The 20,911-nt window shown below is 68.4% G+C and carries 14 protein-coding genes; 9 read left to right on the top strand and 5 right to left on the bottom strand.

Features of this window, described 5'->3' with window-relative positions; genetic code table 11:
* Positions 1 to 5 precede the first annotated feature (5 nt).
* Positions 6 to 1,865, top strand: coding sequence for a hypothetical protein (locus AC4JJG_RS02395; RefSeq protein WP_495399618.1), 1,860 nt, complete (start codon positions 6 to 8; stop codon positions 1,863 to 1,865).
* A gap of 12 nt (positions 1,866 to 1,877) precedes the next feature.
* On the opposite strand, the gene AC4JJG_RS02390 is transcribed toward AC4JJG_RS02395, so the two are convergent.
* A complete protein-coding gene (locus tag AC4JJG_RS02390; RefSeq protein WP_495399122.1) occupies positions 1,878 to 3,476 on the bottom strand; it encodes a hypothetical protein in 1,599 nt (532 codons plus the stop codon).
* 237 nt (positions 3,477 to 3,713) lie between these two features.
* Between AC4JJG_RS02390 and AC4JJG_RS02385 the strand changes: the two genes are divergently transcribed.
* Positions 3,714 to 6,320: a UvrD-helicase domain-containing protein gene (locus AC4JJG_RS02385; RefSeq protein WP_495399123.1), complete on the top strand. Its 2,607-nt coding sequence runs from the start codon at positions 3,714 to 3,716 to the stop codon at positions 6,318 to 6,320.
* A 256-nt stretch (positions 6,321 to 6,576) separates the two neighbouring features.
* Here the strand turns inward: AC4JJG_RS02385 and AC4JJG_RS02380 are convergent, their stop codons facing one another.
* Positions 6,577 to 7,680: a M23 family metallopeptidase gene (locus tag AC4JJG_RS02380; RefSeq protein WP_495399124.1), complete on the bottom strand. Its 1,104-nt coding sequence runs from the start codon at positions 7,678 to 7,680 to the stop codon at positions 6,577 to 6,579.
* 422 nt (positions 7,681 to 8,102) lie between these two features.
* On the opposite strand from AC4JJG_RS02380, the gene sucC reads away from it, so the two are divergent.
* Both sucC and sucD read left to right on the top strand, forming a co-directional pair.
* Positions 8,103 to 9,269: an ADP-forming succinate--CoA ligase subunit beta gene (gene sucC / locus AC4JJG_RS02375; protein ID WP_495399125.1), complete on the top strand. Its 1,167-nt coding sequence runs from the start codon at positions 8,103 to 8,105 to the stop codon at positions 9,267 to 9,269.
* Positions 9,270 to 9,282: 13 nt separating this feature from the next.
* Positions 9,283 to 10,173: a succinate--CoA ligase subunit alpha gene (gene sucD, locus AC4JJG_RS02370; protein WP_495399126.1), complete on the top strand. Its 891-nt coding sequence runs from the start codon at positions 9,283 to 9,285 to the stop codon at positions 10,171 to 10,173.
* A gap of 129 nt (positions 10,174 to 10,302) precedes the next feature.
* On the opposite strand, the gene AC4JJG_RS02365 is transcribed toward sucD, so the two are convergent.
* A complete protein-coding gene (locus tag AC4JJG_RS02365) occupies positions 10,303 to 11,466 on the bottom strand; it encodes an MFS transporter (RefSeq protein WP_495399127.1) in 1,164 nt (387 codons plus the stop codon).
* Positions 11,467 to 11,582: 116 nt separating this feature from the next.
* Between AC4JJG_RS02365 and AC4JJG_RS02360 the strand changes: the two genes are divergently transcribed.
* Together AC4JJG_RS02360 and AC4JJG_RS02355 are read left to right on the top strand one after the other, a co-directional pair.
* Positions 11,583 to 12,650: an alpha/beta hydrolase gene (locus AC4JJG_RS02360; protein WP_495399619.1), complete on the top strand. Its 1,068-nt coding sequence runs from the start codon at positions 11,583 to 11,585 to the stop codon at positions 12,648 to 12,650.
* 154 nt (positions 12,651 to 12,804) lie between these two features.
* Positions 12,805 to 17,043: an amino acid adenylation domain-containing protein gene (locus tag AC4JJG_RS02355; protein WP_495399128.1), complete on the top strand. Its 4,239-nt coding sequence runs from the start codon at positions 12,805 to 12,807 to the stop codon at positions 17,041 to 17,043.
* Between the two features lie 2 nt (positions 17,044 to 17,045).
* On the opposite strand, the gene AC4JJG_RS02350 is transcribed toward AC4JJG_RS02355, so the two are convergent.
* Entirely contained in the window at positions 17,046 to 17,270 is a 225-nt protein-coding gene (locus tag AC4JJG_RS02350; protein WP_495399129.1) for a CDGSH iron-sulfur domain-containing protein, read from the bottom strand.
* A gap of 53 nt (positions 17,271 to 17,323) precedes the next feature.
* Between AC4JJG_RS02350 and AC4JJG_RS02345 the strand changes: the two genes are divergently transcribed.
* Positions 17,324 to 18,349, top strand: coding sequence for an iron-containing redox enzyme family protein (locus AC4JJG_RS02345; protein WP_495399130.1), 1,026 nt, complete (start codon positions 17,324 to 17,326; stop codon positions 18,347 to 18,349).
* A gap of 12 nt (positions 18,350 to 18,361) precedes the next feature.
* Here AC4JJG_RS02345 and AC4JJG_RS02340 read toward each other — a convergent pair whose 3' ends face one another.
* Entirely contained in the window at positions 18,362 to 18,817 is a 456-nt protein-coding gene (locus tag AC4JJG_RS02340; protein WP_495399131.1) for an SRPBCC family protein, read from the bottom strand.
* Between the two features lie 144 nt (positions 18,818 to 18,961).
* On the opposite strand from AC4JJG_RS02340, the gene AC4JJG_RS02335 reads away from it, so the two are divergent.
* Positions 18,962 to 20,479 (top strand): carboxyl transferase domain-containing protein, encoded by a 1,518-nt coding sequence (locus AC4JJG_RS02335; protein WP_495399132.1) that lies wholly within the window; start codon positions 18,962 to 18,964, stop codon positions 20,477 to 20,479.
* Entirely contained in the window at positions 20,476 to 20,874 is a 399-nt protein-coding gene (locus AC4JJG_RS02330) for an NUDIX hydrolase (RefSeq protein WP_495399133.1), read from the top strand. The genes AC4JJG_RS02335 and AC4JJG_RS02330 overlap by 4 nt, the downstream gene beginning before the upstream one ends.
* Positions 20,875 to 20,911 lie beyond the last annotated feature (37 nt).

Genomic DNA, 20,911 nt, shown 5'->3' with positions numbered 1-20,911 from the left:
GGACGATGTGGACGATCGCCCTCGTGCTGATCGTGGTGCAATTGATCATCCGGGGCTGGTTGGCCCTGACCGGCAACTTCTACTGGGACGACCTGATCCTCATCGGGCGGGCATCCTCGCATCCGATCCTCAGTTGGGACTACCTCGGGCACAGCCACGACGGCCACGTCATGCCCGCGGCCTTCCTGGTCGCCGGACTGACGACGCTCATCGCCCCGGTGCAGTGGGTGCTGCCGGCCGTCACGCTCATCCTCGGACAGGCACTCGCCTCGTTCTCCGTCTGGCGCATGATCCGGGTGCTCGCACCACAGGCACGTGCCGGTGCGCTCGCCGCACTCGCGTTCTACCTCTTCACCCCGATGACCGTGCCCGCCTTCACCTGGTGGGCCGCGGCTCTCAACACGCTGCCACTACAGGCCGCGATGGTCTGGATCGTCGCCGACGCGGTGCTGCTCGTACGGCGCCGCGGGGTGGACGACCCGGTCGGCCCGTCCACGCGGGCGGTGGTCATCCGGTCGTCGGTGGTCTTCGTCCTGGCGCTGCTGTTCTTCGAGAAGTCGCTGTTCATCCTGCCGGTGGCGTTCGTCGCGGCGGTGCTGGCCGCCCGGTGGTCGCCTCCGGGCACCGCAACCGCCGACGAGCCGGACCGGGGGCCGACCGCGGACGATGACGCCCGGGCCCTCGATTCACCTCTGATCCGCGCGTTCACCGCGGCGCGCGGCCTGTGGGCCGTCCTCGGCGTGATCTTCGTGGTGTGGACCCTCATCTTCTTCTCCCTCTCCGATGCGACCGCCGGACAGCATTCGCTCGCCCAGACCGCGAAGTTGGTGTGGCGCTCCATCGATCATGCGGTGGTGCCCTCACTCGTCGGCGGTCCGTGGACGTGGGATCGGTGGATTCCGAGCCCGCCCATGGGATTTCCGTCGGCCTGGATGATGATCGCGGGCTGGGTGGTGCTGGCCGCACTCGTGGCGTGGGCGGTGCTGCGCCGGCGCGGCGCGACGGCGGTGGTCGTCGCCGTGGCGCTGTACGCGGTCGTCGCGCAGATCCCGGTGATGTGGAATCGGTCGAGCGCGAATACGGCGCTCGAGCTCGCCCAGACCATGCGGTACCTGCCGGACACCGCGCTGGTCATCACGATCGGCATCGCGCTGATCGTCGCGGCGCCGGAACGCGTGAGCGCCGCGCGACGGTCGGCGCCCGGCCGGACGGCAACCTGGATGCCCGCCGCCGGGGCCGTGGTGGGTGCGGTGGGCATCGTGTCGGCCGTGTTCTCACTGACGTCCTTCGCGGACTCCTGGCGCGACGACCCGACCGGGGAGTATCTCGCGAATGCGAAGCGGGCGCTCGCCGACAACCGCGAGCACACCATGCTCGATCAGGCCTTGCCGCTGGAAGTGCTTCTGCCGGTTGCCTATCCGAACAATCAGCTCAGCCATGTCTTCGGCCGGGTGCGGGACCGGCCGGACTTCGGGAACACCACCGACCGGCTCAACGTGCTCGACAATCAGGGCAATCTGGCGCCCGGCGGGGTGACCCGCGCCCGCACCATCAAGGCCGGGCGGGGCGCCTGCGACCGGCCGGAGGTGACCGGCCCGACCCGCCTGATGCTCGACGGTCCGCTGATCCGCTGGCGGTGGACCGTCGCGCTCGCCTACTGCGCGGATCAACCGGGCGAGGTCGAGGTCGGCCTCGACGGCGGCCGCCCGGTCCGCATACCAGTGCAGGCCGGGCTACACGTCGTCTACGTCCAGGTCGAGGGACAGGGCCGCACGGTGTCGCTGCGTCCCCTCACGCCCGGGCTCACGCTGCACACCGGTGAGGGCCGGGTCGGCGAGGTGGCCGACGCGCGACTCGTCGGCTGACCGCCTCCCGCGTCAGTCCAGCGGAACCGCGAGCACGCGGACCTTCTGCGCGTCCACGCCCTCCTTGAGCAACAGGAGACGCAGTGCGATCAGGGTCTCCGGCTCGGACACGAAGTAGGTGATCTCGCGCTCGCCCGCGGCGTCGATCTGTTCCTTCAACTGGTCGGTGATCAGCTTGGTGCCGTCCCACGACTCGTCGAAGTTGGCGCCCGTCACGTGTTCGGCATAGCCGGGACCGAAGGTGACGAAGAGGTTGCCGCCCGGGCCCACCCCGTCGAAGACGTAGTCCTTCTCCTTCACCGCGTAGCTCGACGGCAGACCGGTCACCCGGTCGTTGTAGGTCGCGGCCTCGCCCTTCTTGTGACCGGTCCGGATCATCGTGACGGGCAGCTTGCTCGACTTCTCCTGATTGTCGATGTACTCGTTCAGGGTTTCCGGCTTGATGTCGATGAAGGGCATGAACTCCCAGTCCGACTTCGACTGGATGCGGCGCGCGCCCGGCGGCATGTTGGTGGCCGTGCAGATCGCCTCGCCACGACCGCCGACCGGCACCGTGATCACCTTCTGGCACGTGCCGCCGGCCTCCCCGGCCGGACGGCCGTCGACCTCGAACCTGACGGTCACGCCGACGTTGACGTGGCCGGTGATGTACTTGAGATCCGCGGCGGCCTGGGGATGGAGCGCGGCGTTGACGACGACCTTGAAGTCGCAGGCTGCGGTGGTGCAGTCGGCGCCGGTGCGTTCGACGCTGTAGAGCCCCTTGGCGAACGGCAGACCGGGCGCCGGCGTGCTCACGAGTTCCTGCGCCAGCGAACGTTCGTTGGCGAACAGCTTGGTCATCTCTTCACCACCGATCGGGGTCACATCGGTGTCGATGGTGACCTTCGACTTGTTGGCGCGGGTGAACGTGCCCGTGATGTGGCTGACGGTCTTCGACTCCCGATCGAAGGTGGTCTCCATGTCGCCGACGCGGATCTTGTCGTCGCCGACGACGGTGATCTCGGGATCGCTGGTGGGCCAGTACCGCGCATCCGGCAGTCCCTTGCTGGGGGCGGCGAGGCCCAGCCCCAGCTCCGGTTTACGGACGCGCTCGGTGTTGCCGATACGGCCGGCGAGGAGGATGGGCGAGAGGATCTCGCCGACGCTCGGAATGCCCGAGTAGGTGAGGTCGGTCCAGGTGTTCTCGGTGGCCTTCAGGTCGAGCACCTGCACAAGTTCGCCGTTGCCGAACAGATCGCTCCACAGCTTCGACGGCCCGTTCACGTAGCGGTAGTTGCCGATCTGGCGGAACTGCGCGGTGGTGCCGTTCAGGGTGATCTCACCCTCGGCGTTGTTGGTCGATGCCACGGTCAGATTGCTGAACTCGATGGTCTTGGTGTCGTCGCCGTCGGCGGACTCCGAGGTGATCTTTCCGGTGTACTTCGCTCCGGGACTGGAACCGAATTTCAGCGCCACCTCGTCGAGTCGCTTCTGGGCGGCGAAGGCCGTGGTGGTGGCGGCGGTGCCGTTCGTCGAGAACGGGATGAAGGACACGATGAGTGCGACGACGAGCGCGAGCAACGCGATGCCGAACAGTAGTGCCGGCACGGACGTGCGCTTCTGCTGATTCATCCAGACCCCTTCACCCGACGGAGGGCGTCCCCCGTGGCTCACGCTCACGATGACAGCACACCATTTCGGCGTGTTTCCCGCTATGGGCCGGTTGAATGACCCGTCACGGATTTCGCAGGTCCGGCTCATCGTGAATTGCGGACATATCGTACCGGGAGCGGCCGAAGAATCGGGCGATCGGCGACCGACGGGCACGGGTACCGGGACTGTCGGCGCTGCCGGGTAGCCTGGTGTGCGATGACCAGTTCTGCCCACAAACCGGCCCCCACCAGCGAGATCCCTGCCACAGGTGCCAGCGAGGTCCCTGCCACAGGTGGCAGCGAGGCCCCCGCCACAGGTGGCGCTCTCGCGACCCCTGCCGGTGCTCCGGCATCCACGGACGAACGGATTACCGCGCTCCTCGACGGACTCAACCCGCAGCAGCGTGCCGCGGTCCTGCACTCCGGGGCGCCGCTGCTGATCGTCGCCGGTGCGGGCTCCGGAAAGACCGCGGTACTCACCCGCCGCATCGCCTATCTGCTGGCGGCACGCGATGTCACGCCGGGGCAGATCCTCGCGATCACCTTTACCAACAAGGCCGCCGCCGAGATGCGCGAGCGCGTCATCGACCTGGTCGGGCCGCGAGCCGCATACATGTGGGTGTCGACCTTCCACTCCACGTGCGTGCGCATTCTCCGCGCCCAGTCGGGCCTGCTGGAGTCGATGAACTCGAACTTCTCCATCTACGACGCCGATGATTCGAAACGCCTGCTGGGCATGATCATCCGGGACATGGAGCTCGACCCCAAGAAGTTCAGCCCCCGCGGGGTCGGTGTCGCCATCTCGAACTTCAAGAACGAACTCGTGGGTCCCGAGGCCGCGCTGGCCGGTGTCGACGAGGGCGATCCCGCGGCGCGCACCATCGCCGAGATCTACGGCGAATACCAGCGAAGGCTGCGCGCCGCCAACGCCTTCGACTTCGACGATCTGATCGGTGAGACGGTGGCGCTGCTCCAGCGTCATCCCGATGTCGCCCAGTACTACCGCCGCCGGTTCCGGCACGTCATGGTCGACGAGTACCAGGACACCAACCACGCGCAGTACGTCTTCATCCGTGAGCTCGTCGGTGTCGACTCGGCCGCCGACGACCTCGAGGTCCCGCCGTCCGAGCTCTGCGTGGTCGGCGACGCCGACCAGTCGATCTATGCCTTCCGCGGGGCGACGATCCGCAACATCGAGGAATTCGAGCGGGATTTCCCGAATGCGGAAACGATTCTGCTGGAACAGAATTACCGGTCGACGCAGACGATCCTGTCCGCCGCCAACGCGGTCATCGCGCGCAACTCCAATCGCCGGGAGAAGCGGCTGTGGACCGATTCCGGAGACGGCGATCTGATCGTCGGGTACGTCGCGGACTCCGATCGCGACGAATCGATGTTCATCGCCAAGGAGATCGAGGAACTCACCGATTATTCGATCGGCGGCTCGTCGTCCTACTCGTACTCCGACATCGCGGTGTTCTACCGCACCAACACGGGCTCACGCGCACTCGAGGAGGTGTTCGTCCGGCACGGCATCCCGTACAAGGTTGTCGGCGGCACGAAATTCTATGAGCGCAAAGAGGTCCGGGATGTCGTCGCCTATCTGCGGGTGATCGCCAACCCGGACGACTCGGTGAGTCTCCGGCGTATTCTCAACACCCCGCGACGCGGCATCGGCGACCGTGCCGAGGCCTGTGTGGCCGTACATGCGGAGAACCGCGGCATCAGCTTCTATCAGGCGCTCATCGAGGGTGCCGAGGGCAAGGTGCCGATGCTGAACACCCGCGCGGTGAAGCAGATCGGCGGTTTCGTCGAGCTCATCGAGGGGCTGCGCACCGACTTCCTGGCCACCTTCGGCGCCGCGGGTGATGCGTCCGAGGACGTCGCGGTCATCGACGCGGGCGAGGAGGGAGCCGACATCGGTGAACTCGTCGATGCCATCGTCGAGCGGACCGGCTATCGCGACGAACTCGAGGCCTCCCGCGATCCGCAGGACGGCGCCCGCCTCGACAACATCAACGAGTTGGTCGCGGTGGCAAGGGAATTCAGTGCCGATGCGGCCGGGCTGGCCGCCGACGACGACCTCGACGAGGAGATCGATCCGGAGGCCGAGGCCGCGAGCGAGGGTGAACCCGAACCGGGTTCACTGGCGGCGTTCCTGGAAAAGGTGTCGCTGGTGGCCGACGCCGATCAGGTCCCCGACGAAGGGGACGGGGTGGTCACCCTGATGACCCTGCACACCGCGAAGGGGCTGGAGTTCCCGGTGGTCTTCGTGACCGGTTGGGAGGACGGCCATTTCCCGCATATGCGCGCGCTCGGCGACCCCGCCGAACTGAGCGAGGAACGCAGGCTCGCCTACGTCGGCATCACCCGCGCGAAGAAGCGTCTGTACGTGACCAGGTCGATGATGCGGGCGTCGTGGGGGCAGCCGGTGTCGAATCCGGAATCCCGCTTCCTGCAGGAGATCCCGCAGCATCTCGTCGATTGGCGGCGGACCGAGCCGAAGCGGTCCATGAGTCGCCACCACGGATCGTCGGGCGGTGTCTTCGGTCGCGAATCCGGTTTCGGTGGTTCAGGTTTCGGTGGTTCCGGTTTTGGGGACGCGCGGGGCCGCTCGTCGTACTCCTCCGATCCCACGCGTGGTCGCAACAAGCGCGTCGACTACGCCGTCGGCGATCGCATCAATCATCCGAAGTACGGTCTCGGCAAGGCGGTCGCGAAGGAGGGGAGTGGCGCCACCGAACGCGTCACCTTCGACTTCGGTGGCAACGTGGGCCGCGTGACCCTGTTGTGCGCGGGTGGACTTCCCGGCGAAAAGATCTGAGCCACAGCGAGGTTCGACGCCTGGTCTCGATACGCGGCGGGTTCGCTGCGCTCACTCACCGCTACTCGACCATCGAATGGCTGGTCGTGCCGCTGGTCGAGTAGCCGGCGAGTGGCCGGTCGTGCTGCTGGTCGAGTGGCTGGTCGTGCCGTTGGTCGAGTATCCGGCGAGCGCGCGAGTTGGCGGATCGAGACCACCAACCACGAAGACCCGCACTCAGTGAATGCGGGTCTTCGTCGTCGGTATGTGTGAGCGATCAGCCGGTGTATCCGGTGAGGCGTACGCCCTTCTGCGCGAGCCACGGTGCCGGATCGATCTTCATCGAGCCGTTCTTCCAGACCTCGAAGTGGCAGTGCGGGCCGGTGGAGAAGCCCTCGTTGCCGACGAGTGCGATCACGTCGCCCGCGGTGACGTGCTGGCCCTTCTGGACCAGGACACCGGAGGAGGACATGTGGCCGTACATGGTGATGGTGCCGTCGGCGGCGCGAACCTGGACCCAGTTGCCGTAGCCGGATGCCGGTCCGGCCTCCACGACGACACCGTCGGTGACGGAGTGGATGGGTGTGCCCAGCGGTGCGGCCAGATCGATGCCGCCGTGGAAGGAACCCCAGCGGTTCGCGAAGGCGGAGGTGAACTGATAGGCGCCCATCGGGATGGGTGACTCGAACATCGGGCGGCGGGCCAGAGCCTCGCGCTGCGCCTCGGCGGCGGCGCGCTCCTTGCCGATCGTCAGCTGCTCGGTGAAGGTGCTCATGTCCGCGGCGACCGGTGCGGCGGCGATGCCGGGCCCCAGGTCCGGGACGGCGCCCGGGGTGCCGGTGTTGGCGGTGTTCTGCGGAGTGACCGTGTCGGTGGTGCTGATCTGCGCGACGGTGGCGACGGCTGCGCCGGCGGCCATGGCGATGAGAGCGGCGCGGCCACCCTTCAGTGCGGTGGGCGGAGCGCTGATGCGGTGGCGTCCGCCGCGCTTGGCGGCCGAGCCGCGGCCTGCGGGGTTGGTGCGGAAGGGCTTGTCGCCGACGCGAGCGGTCGGCAGGTCGTCGAGTTCGTCGGGGCGGATGCTGGAGGACGAGATGGGCTCGGCGTCCTCGTAGTCCGCGAATTCGCCCTCCGGGATCAGCAGATCCTGGGTGATTTCCGAGCGGGTCGGGCGGAAGTAGCCCTCCCATGTGCGCGAATCCCACGCGGTGTCGGTGTCGTCCCACGGCTCGGCGGGGGCGTCATCGAACTCGTCGATCGGGATGATCGTCGTCATCTCGGTGGCGGAATGATCGTCGTAGCGGGTGCCGCGGATGCTGTCCGGGCGTCCGGTGGTGGCGACCGGAGCGCTCGTGATACCGCGACCCGTCAACTCGTCCACCTTCTTTCTTTGCTAGCGCGGACGACTTCGTTGTGTCCGTAATCCTTCTGTGACCAACCCTTGCGACGGTAACGAAATGATTGCGACAAGTCCACCGAACGAACCCGAAAGTACACGGATCTGTGACCTGCATCACTGAGGTTGCAGCGTGGCCATGACCAGCGTGAATTCGAAAATTCAGTACGGCAAATTCATCCTGACGTCACCCGTTCGCGGGACAATCCATGACACCATGCGCACGTCGTCACTGTCGCGGCGGGGGTGCATGTGACGTCGTCGCGCCGGCATGATCGCGCGACCGACCGAGTGATCTGTCGCACAAGCGCCGGGTCCCCTGACCGGCGTCATACGCGGCAGGTTTAGAGTCCGATGAGGCCCGCGTAACACCCTTCCGCGGGTAAACCTAGAAGATGGTGAGCTGAATGGATCTCTTCGAATACCAGGCGAAGGAACTGTTCGCCAAGCATGGGGTACCCACCACACCCGGGCGGGTGACCGACAACGCCGCCGATGCGCGGGCGATCGCCGAAGAAATCGGCAAGCCCGTCATGATCAAGGCACAGGTCAAGGTCGGTGGACGTGGCAAAGCGGGCGGCGTGAAGTATGCCGCGACCCCTGATGACGCACAGACACACGCTGAAAACATCCTGGGCCTTGACATCAAGGGCCACATCGTCAAGAAGCTGCTGGTCGCCGAGGCCAGTGACATCGCGGAGGAGTACTACATCTCCTTCCTGCTCGATCGCGCCAACCGCACCTACCTGGCCATGTGCTCGGTCGAGGGCGGCATGGAGATCGAGGAGGTCGCCGCGACCAAGCCCGATCGTCTCGCGCGCGTCGCCGTCGACGCGGTGAAGGGTGTCGACCTGGCCACCGCGCGGTCGATCGCCGAGCAGGGACATCTGCCCGCCGAGGTACTCGACGCCGCAGCCGTCACCATCCAGAAGCTCTGGGAGGTGTTCGTGGCCGAGGATGCCCTCCTGGTGGAGGTGAATCCGCTCGTCCGCACTCCTGACGACCAGATCCTCGCCCTCGACGGCAAGGTCAGCCTGGATGCGAACGCCGACTTCCGGCAGCCCGGCCACGAGGAGTTCGAGGACAAGGACGCCACCGATCCGCTCGAACTCAAGGCCAAGGAGAACGACCTCAACTACGTCAAGCTCGACGGCGAGGTCGGCATCATCGGCAACGGCGCCGGTCTGGTCATGTCGACCCTGGACGTCGTCGCCTACGCGGGCGAGAAGCACGGCGACGTGAAGCCGGCCAACTTCCTGGACATCGGCGGCGGCGCATCGGCCGAGGTCATGGCCGCCGGTCTCGACGTCATCCTGGGCGACGAGCAGGTCAAGAGCGTCTTCGTGAACGTCTTCGGCGGCATCACCGCCTGTGATGCGGTGGCCAACGGCATCGTCGGCGCACTCGACAAGCTCGGCGACTCCGCCAACAAGCCGCTCGTCGTCCGTCTGGACGGCAACAAGGTCGACGAGGGCCGCAAGATCCTCAACGACGCCAACCATCCGTTGGTGACGTTGGCCGAGACCATGGACTCCGGCGCCGACAAGGCCGCCGAACTGGCCAACGGTAAGTGAGAGGACACCTGACATGTCGATCTTTCTGAACAAGGACAACAAGGTCATCGTCCAGGGCATCACCGGCGGCGAGGGCACCAAGCACACCGCCCTGATGCTCAAGGCGGGCACCAACATCGTCGGCGGCGTGAACGCACGCAAGGCCGGCACCACGGTCAGCCACGACGGTGGCGTCGAACTGCCGGTCTTCGGCTCGGTCGCCGAGGCGATCAAGGAAACCGGCGCCGACACCTCGATCGTGTTCGTTCCGCCGAAGTTCGCCAAGGACGCCATCATCGAGGCGATCGACGCGGAGATCCCGCTGCTGGTCGTCATCACCGAGGGCATCCCCGTGCAGGACACCGCGTACGCGTGGGCCTACAACGAGGAGAAGGGCAACAAGACCCGGATCATCGGACCCAACTGCCCGGGCATCATCACCCCCGGCGAGTCGCTGGTGGGCATCACCCCGGCGAATATCGCGGGCACCGGCCCGATCGGTCTGGTCTCCAAGTCCGGCACCCTGACCTACCAGATGATGTACGAGCTGCGTGACCTCGGTTTCTCCACCGCCATCGGCATCGGCGGCGACCCGGTCATCGGCACCACCCACATCGACGCCATCGAGGCGTTCGAAAAGGATCCGGACACCAAGCTGATCGTGATGATCGGTGAGATCGGCGGCGACGCCGAGGAGCGTGCCGCCGACTACATCAAGGCCAACGTGACCAAGCCGGTCGTCGGCTACGTCGCGGGCTTCACCGCACCGGAGGGCAAGACGATGGGCCACGCCGGCGCCATCGTGTCCGGTAGCTCCGGTACCGCGGAAGCCAAGAAGGAGGCCCTCGAGGCCGCGGGCGTCAAGGTCGGCAAGACGCCGAGCGAGACCGCCAACCTGGCTCGCGAGATCTACCAGGGTCTCTGAGCGACAGAGTCCCACACACGGTCTCACACACGACGGAACCCGGACGGGCGGCACACATGCGGTGCCGTACCGGCCGGGTTCCCGTCGTTCTCGGGCAGTTCCCGTCGGGACAGATCGTCGCGGCGACGATCAGATTCGTGCCGACCCCCGGACCGCGGACGCGATGGCGGCACCGGCCGTGAGCAGACCGGCCGTCAGGGCCATGGCCGTGGCCGAATGGGCCGCTGCGATGACGGCGCCTGCGGCCACACCGGTCTGCTGGGCGCCGCCGAGCCATGCGGCACGGCGCAGCGGGTGAGATGTGCCGTCGAGGCTGCCGGCATTGACGAGCGGGAAGACCAGGCCGATGCCGGCCCCCAGGACGACCGTCGCCGCGATCATCGTCGGCGGATGACCGGCGCCTGCGGCCACGAGGCCGCACCCGCCTGCGATCACGAGCATTCCGAGAGCCACGACCGCACCCGGTCCCCATCGCGCCGCCAGCGGGGCGACGATCAGGATAGCGATCCCGGCCGCCGCGTTGAGTGGCAGGAATCCGAGTCCGGTCGCCATCGGGGACCAGCCGAGATGCTGCTGGAGATCGAAGCTGACCGTGATGATCGTCGCGGACAGACCGGCATTGGCTCCGATCGCGGCGGCCAGTGCCCAGCCGGCGCCGACCGGCCGTGATGCCCGCCCGGGCCGGGCGTCGACGATCGCGCGGGTCGCCGACGGCTCACGGCGATCTCTCGCCACGCGCTCCCTCATCATCCACACCGTCGACAGGATCAGTGCCGCACCGGCGATCGCCACGAAGCACCAGCGCCATGAGACCTCGGCGAGGGGAGCCAGCAGGACGAGCGCCGACACGGCGCCGGCACCGGAGATCAGCGAGAACCGGCCGAACGCCCGGATGCGCCGCGGATCCGAACGGGTCATCACGTGCAGTGAGGCCAGCGCGCACGTCGACACGACCGCGGCGGACACGCCCTGCAGAATCCGGGCGACGACGAGCATCGAGGCCGAGGGTGCGAGGGCGCCGGCCGCCGCGGTGATCGCGAAGACGACCGTCGCGGGACCGAGAAGCCACCTCGGATCGGTGCGGCGGAGCAGGGCGCCGGTGGCCGGGAGACCGAACAGGAAGCCCGCGGCGAACGGGGTCGCGAGCAGGGCGCGTCCCGCATCGCCCACCGAGAACGACTCGGCCACCGGGGGTGCCAGCACCGCGACCGTCGTCTCGTCGACGACGATCACGAACTGGATGGCGGCGACGATCGTCACTGCCGCCATCAGGCCGGATACGCCGCGCGGCATCAGCGGTGTCCGGCCCGGGAGGACACTTTCCCGTATCGCATCATCGGAATGTGCTTACCATGACGGAGCCCTTCACCGCGTCGGCGCGATGGAGTTCGACCACACCTGGAGACGTGATGCGGAGCATTCTCGTACGGATCGTCGCGGTTCTCGCATGTGTACTGAGCGTGGGGGCCGCCGCCGTCACCCACGTCGGCGATGCGCGTGCCGATACGCTCGCCGGCATCCACTATCTGCGTGCGACCGCCGCGCAGCCGTACCGGGCGACACCCCTGAGTGGCCGCAATTCGCTTGTGTCCGTGTGGTCGTCGTCGATGGCCACCCAGGTGCCGCTCCTGGTGCAGTCGCCCGCGAACGGCAGGCCGCAGGCGCCGGTGATGTATCTCCTCAACGGATCGATGGGCGGCGAGGAGGACGACGACTGGACCCATGCGACCGACGCCAATGCCTTCTACGCCCGGAAGAACGTGTGGACGGTGACCCCGATCGGCGGAGCCACCAGCTATTACGCCGATTGGCGCAGAGTGGATCCGGTCGCGAACTTCCGCTTCGGCGTGAAGACGTCGCGTCCGTTGCGGTGGGAGACCTTCGTGACATCCGAATTGCCCGGGATCTTCGAGGGCAGGCATGGCGGCCCCCGGGCACGTGGGATCGCCGGGATCTCGATGTCGGGAACATCCGTCATCAGGATCGCCGAGAAACATCCCGGGCGCTACCGTGCGGTCGGGTCGTACTCCGGATGCGCGGATACCGTGTCGCCAGTGGGCAATTCGATCGCCCGGATCGTCGCACTGCTCCCCGCCGGTGCCGATGCCAGCAACATGTACGGTCCGCCGGGGGATCGGCAATGGGCTGCCGAGGATCCGGTGCTCAACGCGGCGAAGCTGAGGCGGTCCACGCCCGCGCTGTGGATCAGCGCGGCGAGCGGCCTTCCCGGAACGCATGATTCGCTGAACGACCGGAGTGTCGGCGGCGACGGGGTGGAGTTGGCCAAGCAGATCACCATCGGTGGCGTCGACGAGGCCGCGGCGCGTCAGTGCACGACTGTGCTCGCCCGTCGACTCGCCGAACTGCGAATCCCGGCAAACATCCGATTCCGGGCGGCGGGCACTCATTCCTGGGGATACTGGCAGGACGAGATGCACGCGTCCTGGCCGATGTTCGCCCGCGCCCTGGGTGCGTGAGTGGCCCTCGTTCCTCACGAATCCGTTGTGGGGAGGGCGATGTCGGGCACCGGGCGTGGTTCGGAGTCTAGACTCGGGGAATGTACCCAAGCTCTGGTCGGGGGTGCTGTTTCATCACATCGGCGAGTCCGCGCAGCATCATGGGTGGGGGCCGATGATGAGTACCACCGGACGCGCACTTCTGCTGGCGCAACGGCTGAGGCCCCCGACGAGCTACGTCATCGCCTTCGGTGTCGAGTTGACCGGTCCGCTCGATGTCGACCGGCTCGCCCGGACGGTGGGTTCGGTGCTCGACCATCTTCGCTGGCGGGACATCGGGATCACGCCGGGCGGTGAGAGATGCGTCGCCGCCTCGGCGCACCGTGGGATGATCGAGTTCTCCGACTTGTCCGGTATGACCGAGTCGGACCTCGAATCGCACGCCCGGGCAACCGATTTCGTCGACGATCCGGCCGGTGCCGATCTCGCCGGACCGCTCTGGTGCAGCCAACTCCATCGCCTGGACGACCAGCGGCACCGCTGGATCATCCGCGTGCACCATGTGCTCACCGACGGAGCGGGAGCGTTCCGGGTGATGTCGCATATCGGATCGGTGTATGCCGGTCACGCCACGGCCGGTGGCCTCGACATCGCCGCCGATGCCGAGATCGAGGAGGACGAGGCGAAATACCGTGCCTCCCCGCGATATCGGGCCGATCGGGAGTTCTGGACCGCAGCGCTGTCCCGGCACGAACCCACCGTGTTGTCACGACATTCCGGTGGTCCGACCTCCGACGTCATCCGCACCACGGTCCCGCTGCCCGACGTGCCCCGCCCGCCGACGACCGGCGAGGTGATCGCCGGATTCGCCGGTCTGTGTGCGCGGCTACGCGATACCGCCGACGTGGGGCTCGCCCTGCCGGTGGCGGCACGGACCTCGGCGCTCCGGCGCCGTGCGATGGTGCCGCTGTCCAACGTGATTCCCTTGACGCTGAACGGTATCGGGGACGTCGACCCGGCGGCATCGCCCGCGCACGTCGGCCGGGTCGTCACCCGGGCGCTGCGACATCAGCTGTACCCGGGGCCGGACATGGTCGGCGGACAGGACGGCGCCGCCGGATTCGGCCCCGTCGTGAACCTGCTGCCGGCGTTCACGCCACCGGAGGACACCGGATTGGACTGGGCGATCGAGGTCCTGCGCACCGGACCCGTCCGGGACGTGTGCCTGACGGTGCAGCCCCCCGACACCGACGGACGACGGGGCGTCACCTGGGAGGCTCCCGCGGCCGGTGTCACCACATCTGAATTAGACACGCTCGCAGAGCGTTTCACGCGTTACCTGACCGCCTTCGTCCACGCGGCCGACTCCGGGGACGCCGTTCCCGACGACGCGGTCTTCCTGGCCGGCGAGTGGCCGGAATTCCGTAGCCGGCACGGACCCCCGGCTCCCGTGTTCACCCCGACCGCCGCACTTCTTGACGACCTGCTCCGTGACGACCCGGATGCGCTCGCGCTGATCGACGGAGAGATCACGCTGTCCCGACGGGAACTCGTCGCCCGCGCCGACCGGGGCGCCCGGATGCTCGCCGATGCCGGCGCGCGGCCCGGCGACCGGGTCGCGGTGTGCCTCGAACGCTCGGCGGCGTCGGTCGTCGCGTTCTGGGCGGTGATGCGTGCTGGCTGTGTGTGGGTTCCGGTGCAGGACAGCTTTTCTCCGGACTCGAGGACGCGGGAGGTGCTGGCGCGTGCCGGTGTCCGCGTCGGCTTCGCGTCGGCACCGCAGCCGTCGTCGACGTCGATCCGCTGGCTGGATCCCGGCGATGACACCGGCATCCCGCCGGCGTGGAAGCGTTCACCGGGACTGGATCGCGGGCCCGGGGATACCGCGTACGTGCTCTTCACCTCCGGGTCGACGGGCAGCCCCAAAGGTGTTGTGATGCCACATCGGGGCATCCCCGCGCTGGTCGCCGAGATCCGGCAGCAGTATGCGCTGAACCCGGACTCGCGGATGCTGCACGCCTCCGCGCCGACCTTCGACACCGGGATCGTCGAGGTCCTCTCGGCCGTGGCCACCGGCGCCACCCTCGTCGTGGCCCCGACCGCGGTGCGTGGAGGGGACGCGATGGCCAGGCTCATCGCACGCCACCGGGTCTCCCACATCATCGTGACACCGTCGGTCCTCGAGACCCTGCCGGTCGGCACCGCGAACGGCCTGACCCAGGTGGTGCTCGGCGGTGAACCGGTCGGTGCCGGTCTCGTGGAACGCTGGGCCCCGCATGTACCGATCCGTAACGCGTACGGTCCCACCGAAACCCGCTGCAGCATCAATTTCTCGCGGCCACTGACCGCCGGGTGCCCGGTGACGGTCGGCCCGCCGATGACCGGCGTCGCCGAGGCTGTCCTTGACCGTCACGGCCGACCGCAGCCCCCGGGCGCGGCGGGGATACTGCACTGTTCGGGTCCGCAGGTGGCCGACGGCTACCTCGACGATCCGGATATGACGTCGGAATCCTTTCTGCCGAGCAGCTTTTCGGATGATCCCGTGATGTATCGCACCGGCGACGTCGCGATGTGGACCGAGCACGGGGACGTGATGCTCCTCGGCCGCCGGGACGGACAGGTGAAGTTGCGGGGCCTGCGGATCGAACTCGGCGAGATCGACGCGACGATCATCCGCTCGACTCCGGTGAGACGGTGTGCGACCCTGTTGCGGGACGCGCCGAACGGGCGCAGGCTGCTGGTGTCCTACGTCGTCCCCGCGGGTCACCCGGAATCCCAGGAGGACGTCGCGCGCGACGTGCGATCGGCGATCGCGGAGTCATTGGCGAGCTACATGGTGCCCGCGCACGTCATCGTGGTCGACGATCTGCCGCACACCGCCAACGACAAACTGGATACCGCTGCGCTCCGCGCGATTCCGCTGCCGGAGCGGGCGGCGGGACGCCCACCGGCCACGGGTGACGAGGAGGCCCTTGCCCGCGTCACGGCGTCGGTCCTCGGTATCACCCGGGTCGACCTCGAAGCCGGTTTCATCGACCACGGCGGGGATTCGCTGTCGGCGGTTGATGTCGCTCATCGGCTGGCCGCCGACGGTCACGCGATCTCGGTCGACGAACTGCTGCTGTCCGACGACCTCGCGTCGGTCGCGCAGCGGATGACGACGTGTCCGGTGTGCCCGAATGTCCCGGCCCGCGAGTCGTTCCCGGCCTCCGAACGGCTACATCCCGCGCAGCGGACCGTCTCCCGGGATCCCGGGGATCCGTGTGCGCAGGTGCTTCGGGCGGCATGGCTCCCGCCGCCCGGACTCGCGCCGGACGTGGCCGGCATCCGGCGGCTCGTCGGCACTCTCGTCGACCGGCATCCCGCCCTGCGCACCGTCTTCCCCGACGATGCGACCGGCGCGGCGGCGCCCGTGGTACTCGATGCCACCGAGTGTCAGGTCGTCGAGATCCGGGAGGCGCCCGGGGACGTGAGTCGTGGTGCGCTGCGGGAGATGTCGCGGGACATGGCCGGTCGGCTCGATGTGCGGCGGCATCCGCCGATCGCCATCACGATTCTGACCGGCCCGGACGAGCGGGTCGTCGCCACGGTCGCGGTCATGCACCACATCGCGGTCGACGGTCATTCCTTGGCACTGTTGAGCACGGAGGTGGCCGCGCTCCTCCGGGGCGACGGACTCGGCTCACCCGCGGCACGGAACGCCGGGGAGCCGGAGCCGGAGCTCGGAGCGGATGATCGGCGATTCTGGCGTACCGCCCTCGCGGAGGAGCCGGAGTCGGCCTGGACGCTCGGGGGCATCGTCCCGGCGTCACACGCGCCGGGACCGGCGATCGTGCGGAAGGGGAGCGTCGATCACCGCGCCATGGACCGATTCCGGGCCCGGACCTCCCATGTCGGCCTCACCCCGTTCCAGGGTTTTCAGGTGGCGGTGGCCGACACCCTGGCACGGCACACCGGTACGACGCGGGTTCTCTCCGCGACCCCGGCGTCGTTGCGGCGTGCGCAGGACCGCGACGTGGTGGGGAATTTCGTCGTCGCGGGCATCGTCCCGCTGACGGCGAACGGTTCCGCGGGCGACGCCGCGGAGCGCTCGCGTCGCCATCTCCGGGCGGCGACCGCACCGATGGAGGCGGTCCTCGACCTGGCAGGCCGCCCGGTCGTCGAGGGCCGGATGTTCCCGGTCCCCGTTCTGGTCGGCTGGTCACCGGAGATCGCCGATGCCCTGGGGCCGGGCACCAGCTACGCATTCGGCCCGGAGTTCAGCCGGTGGCTGCTTCAGATCGAGGCGACGCCGCTCGCGTCCGGAGCACTACGGGTGCGGGTGATCACCACACCGGACGGCCTCGGCGCCGACATGGCCGACACCTTGCTCGCCGATCTGATCGATCGGCTCGGATCGGAGGAAGATCGATGAGGTCATTCGTCGCGGATCGCCGATCGCCCCACCGCATGGGTGCCGTCACAGTACGGCTGGATGCCCGACCGTCCGCAGCGGCACAACGCGACGGTATCGCGGCGTCTCGGTACCGGGTTGCCGTCGGTGTCGACGATCTCGGTGTCACCGCGGACGATGAGCGGTCCGCCGGGGGTGACGGTGATCCGCGCCGGGCCCCGGCTCCGATCGGCGGCTTCTGCATCCATGTGGCCATTGTGCCCCCGGGGGCCGGTCGTCGTCGTTCCGTGCGAGGCACCCCATGAATCTCGTCGACCATCATCAGAACGGTTCCCCGCTGATGCCCCCGGCCGGGGAACTGGGCGCCCGGCTGGTATCGATGCTCGGCCGGGATCCCGCCGATTCCGGTGTTCGGGGTGACGACCTGACCGAGGTGCTGGCCCGTCTCCCGGCCGGAGCCGGACTCTGGGATGACCTCGACGCGCAGCGCACCTGGTTCGTCCTGGCCGAACTCGACGGTTACGGCGTTCGCGACGTCGACGATCGATGGAACGAGCACCCCGCGGTGGCCACCCTTCGTCACGACCTGGGGAACATGCTCGACACGGCACTGCACGAGCGACTCGGCGACGTGGCGCCCGCCACCGCGGCGGAGTTGCCGCACCGTCTTCGCGACGAGCTGGCCGCGGTGACCGGACCGTCGCTGTCGCAGTACCTGATGACCCACGGGACCGAGGACAACTATCGGGACCTGGTTCGGCACCGGTCGATCTATCACCTGCGGGAGGCCGATCCGCACAGCACGGCGATTCCCCGCGTGAGCGGACAACCCAAGGCCGCCCTGGTGGAGATCCAGAACGACGAATACGGCAGTGGGCGCGTCGAACGCATGCACGCCACCCTGTACCGGGACGTCATGCGTGCTCTGGGTCTGCGGACCGAGCACGGAGCGTACGCCGACACGCTGCCCGCGGTGACCCTCGCCTGGTCGAATGTGTTGACGCTGTTCGCATCCCGACGGCACCACCGGGGTGCGGTGGTCGGTCACCTGCTGGCGATCGAGAGCACGTCGTCGCTGCCCAACAAGCGCTATGCGTCCGGCCTGCGGCGCCTCGGGTACGGCGTGGACGCGACGAGGTTCTTCGACGAACACGTCGAAGCCGATGCGGTGCACGAGCAGATCGCTCTCCACGACATGGCCGTGCCGCTCCTGCGGGATGAGCCACGGTTGTCGGTCGACCTGCTGACCGGTCTGCGAGCGGCGCTGGTCTTCGAATCCGCCGTCTCCGCACACCTCCTGCAGGAGTGGGACGCCGGGACTCGGTAGGGATGCGCGCGGTCAGTCGCCTTCGGCGGCGGCGGTCAGCGCGGCCAGTCCCTTCTCGAAATCCTTGCCGATCATCCGGTCGAACAGCCCGAGCGGTCCGGCGATCCGGGTGAACAGCGAATGCTCACCGGTCATCGTCCAGGTGACACGGGTGGTGTCGCCGGTGGGTTCGAGGGTGAAGGTGCTGGTGCTCGAGGACTTCATCGGCTTCTCGAAGTTCACCGCGACGACCACGCGCTGCGGTTCGGCCTCGACGATCTCCATCGTGCCCTTGCCCGCCTTCTTGTTGCCCGACCAGGCGTAGCGTGCGCCGACGCCCTGCTCGGCGCCCGAATAGTGGCGTTGCAGATCGGGATCGAGGTCCTCCCACGGTGACCATCGCTGCCATGCGTGCAGGTCGGCGATCAGTGGCTGGATGCGCGCCGGGGCGGCGGCGATCGTGGTGGTGCGGTGCACGGTGTAACCCATGACGGGGCTCCTGTCGGCCGGAATGTCTACTCGGCGTCACCGATGTCCAGGTGGACCCGGTGCGCGCCCATTATGCAATCCGGTCGCCGCAGGCGTGTCCGCTGTGGACGGATGTGGCGCCCCCGCGCGGGATACGGTGGGCAGGTGTCCGATCGGCTGAGCTCCTCCGGCGTCCTCGACCTGCTGGTCGACGACGGATCGTGGCAGGCGTGGGATACGCCCGCCTCGGATGCGCCGGACATCTCCGGCGACTACCGGGACGCGCTGCGCCGGGCTCGCGAACGATCCGGCGCCGACGAGTCCGTGCGGACCGGACGGGCAACCATCGGTGGACATCCGGTCGTCCTCGTCGTCAGCGAGTTCGGCTTCCTCGGCGGCTCCATCGGCCGAGTCGCGGGTGCGCGGGTGACCGCGGCGATCCGACGTGCCACCGCCGAAGGGCTGCCCGTGCTCGCACTGCCCGCATCCGGTGGTACCCGCATGCAGGAGGGCACGCCTGCGTTCCTGCAGATGGCCACCATCACCGCGGCGGTCACCGCGCATCGAGCCGCAGGCCTGCCGTATCTGGTGCACCTCCGGCATCCGACGACCGGCGGGGTCTTCGCGTCGTGGGGTTCGCTGGGGCAGATCACCACGGCGGAACCCGGTGCGCTGGTGGGATTCCTGGGGCCGAAGGTATACGCCGGGCTGTACGGCGAGCAGTTTCCTGACGGGGTCCAGCAGGCCGAGAATCTGCACCGGCTCGGGCTCATCGACGCGGTGGTGCCGACGAACGAACTGGCGCACCGGGTTTCGTCGATTCTCGATTGCCTGCCGGATGCACGCGCGATCTCGCTACGCGCTCGGCGGGCGCCTCGCGCTACTCGATCATCGGGTGAGCTCGCTCCGCGGGATGCCGAGTCTCGCCGGTCGAGTAGGTCGCGGTCGCAGCGAGCCGCCGTATCGAGACCGTCCGCCCCCGATGACCTGGCGTGGACGTCGGTGCTCGCCACCCGGCGAAACGATCGTCCCGGGCTCGCCGGCATGCTCGACGACTCCGCCGTGGTGCTGCGCGGCGACGCCCCACTGTGGTTGGCTCTCAACGATTTCGGTGATCGGACGGCGATGGTCATCGGTCAGGACCGGGCGCGTCAGGCCGCCGGTGAACTGCTGGGGCCCGCGGATCTACGGGTGGCGCAACGTGGCATGCGGGTCGCCGCCGAATGGGGAATTCCCGTGGTCACCGTGATCGACACGCCGGGTGCGGAATTGTCGGTGGCGGCGGAGGAGGACGGTTTGGCCGCCGAGATCGCGACAGGCCTCGCCGATCTGATCGACCTGCCGGTGCGCACGGTGTCGGTGATCCTGGGGCAGGGCGCCGGAGGTGCGGCGCTGGCGTTGTTCCCCGCCGATCACCGCATCGCGGCGACGGACGCGTGGTTGTCGCCGTTGCCGCCGGAGGGCGCGAGCATCATCGTCCACGGGGACACCGGACACGCTCCGGAGCTCGCCGCCGACCAGGGGATCACGGCGCCGGATCTGCTGCGGGAGAACATCGTCGACGAACTCGTCGACATCGGAGCCGACGACGGTCTGTCCCGGCTGCGGACGGCGGTGGCCGCTGCGCTCGCCGGTGAACCGTCCCCCGGGCGACGCGCACGGGTGCCGGGGGCCGGCTCATGACACGGGTCATCCAGGGAGTGGGGGCCATCGTCTGGGACGCCGACGATCGGCTGCTCCTGGTGTTGCGCGGCCACCAGCCGCAGGCGGGCCGATGGTCGTTTCCGGGCGGAAAGGTGGAGCCGGGGGAGACGCTCGAAGCCGCCACCGCACGAGAAGTGCTGGAGGAGACCGGGCTTCGGATCGAGGTCGGCGCGCCGGCGTGGGTCGTCGACATCCCGGGCGACCACGGTGAGATCTATCGGGTGCACGATTTCGTCGGATCGGTGCGTGGTGGCGACCTGTGTGCGGGTGATGACGCCGCGGATGCCCGCTGGGTTCCGGTGGCCGATCTGGCGGGGCTGCCGCTGTCCGATGGTCTGATCGAGCATCTCGAGCGGTTCGGGCTGATGCGCTGATCGGCGCCCGTCGGGTTGCGGACCGCTTCCGGGCGGC

Source organism: Gordonia sp. B8661-1 (genome assembly GCF_059427765.1).
Note: the sequence above shows the minus strand (reverse complement) of the source record. Positions and strands in the feature narration are given on the sequence as shown.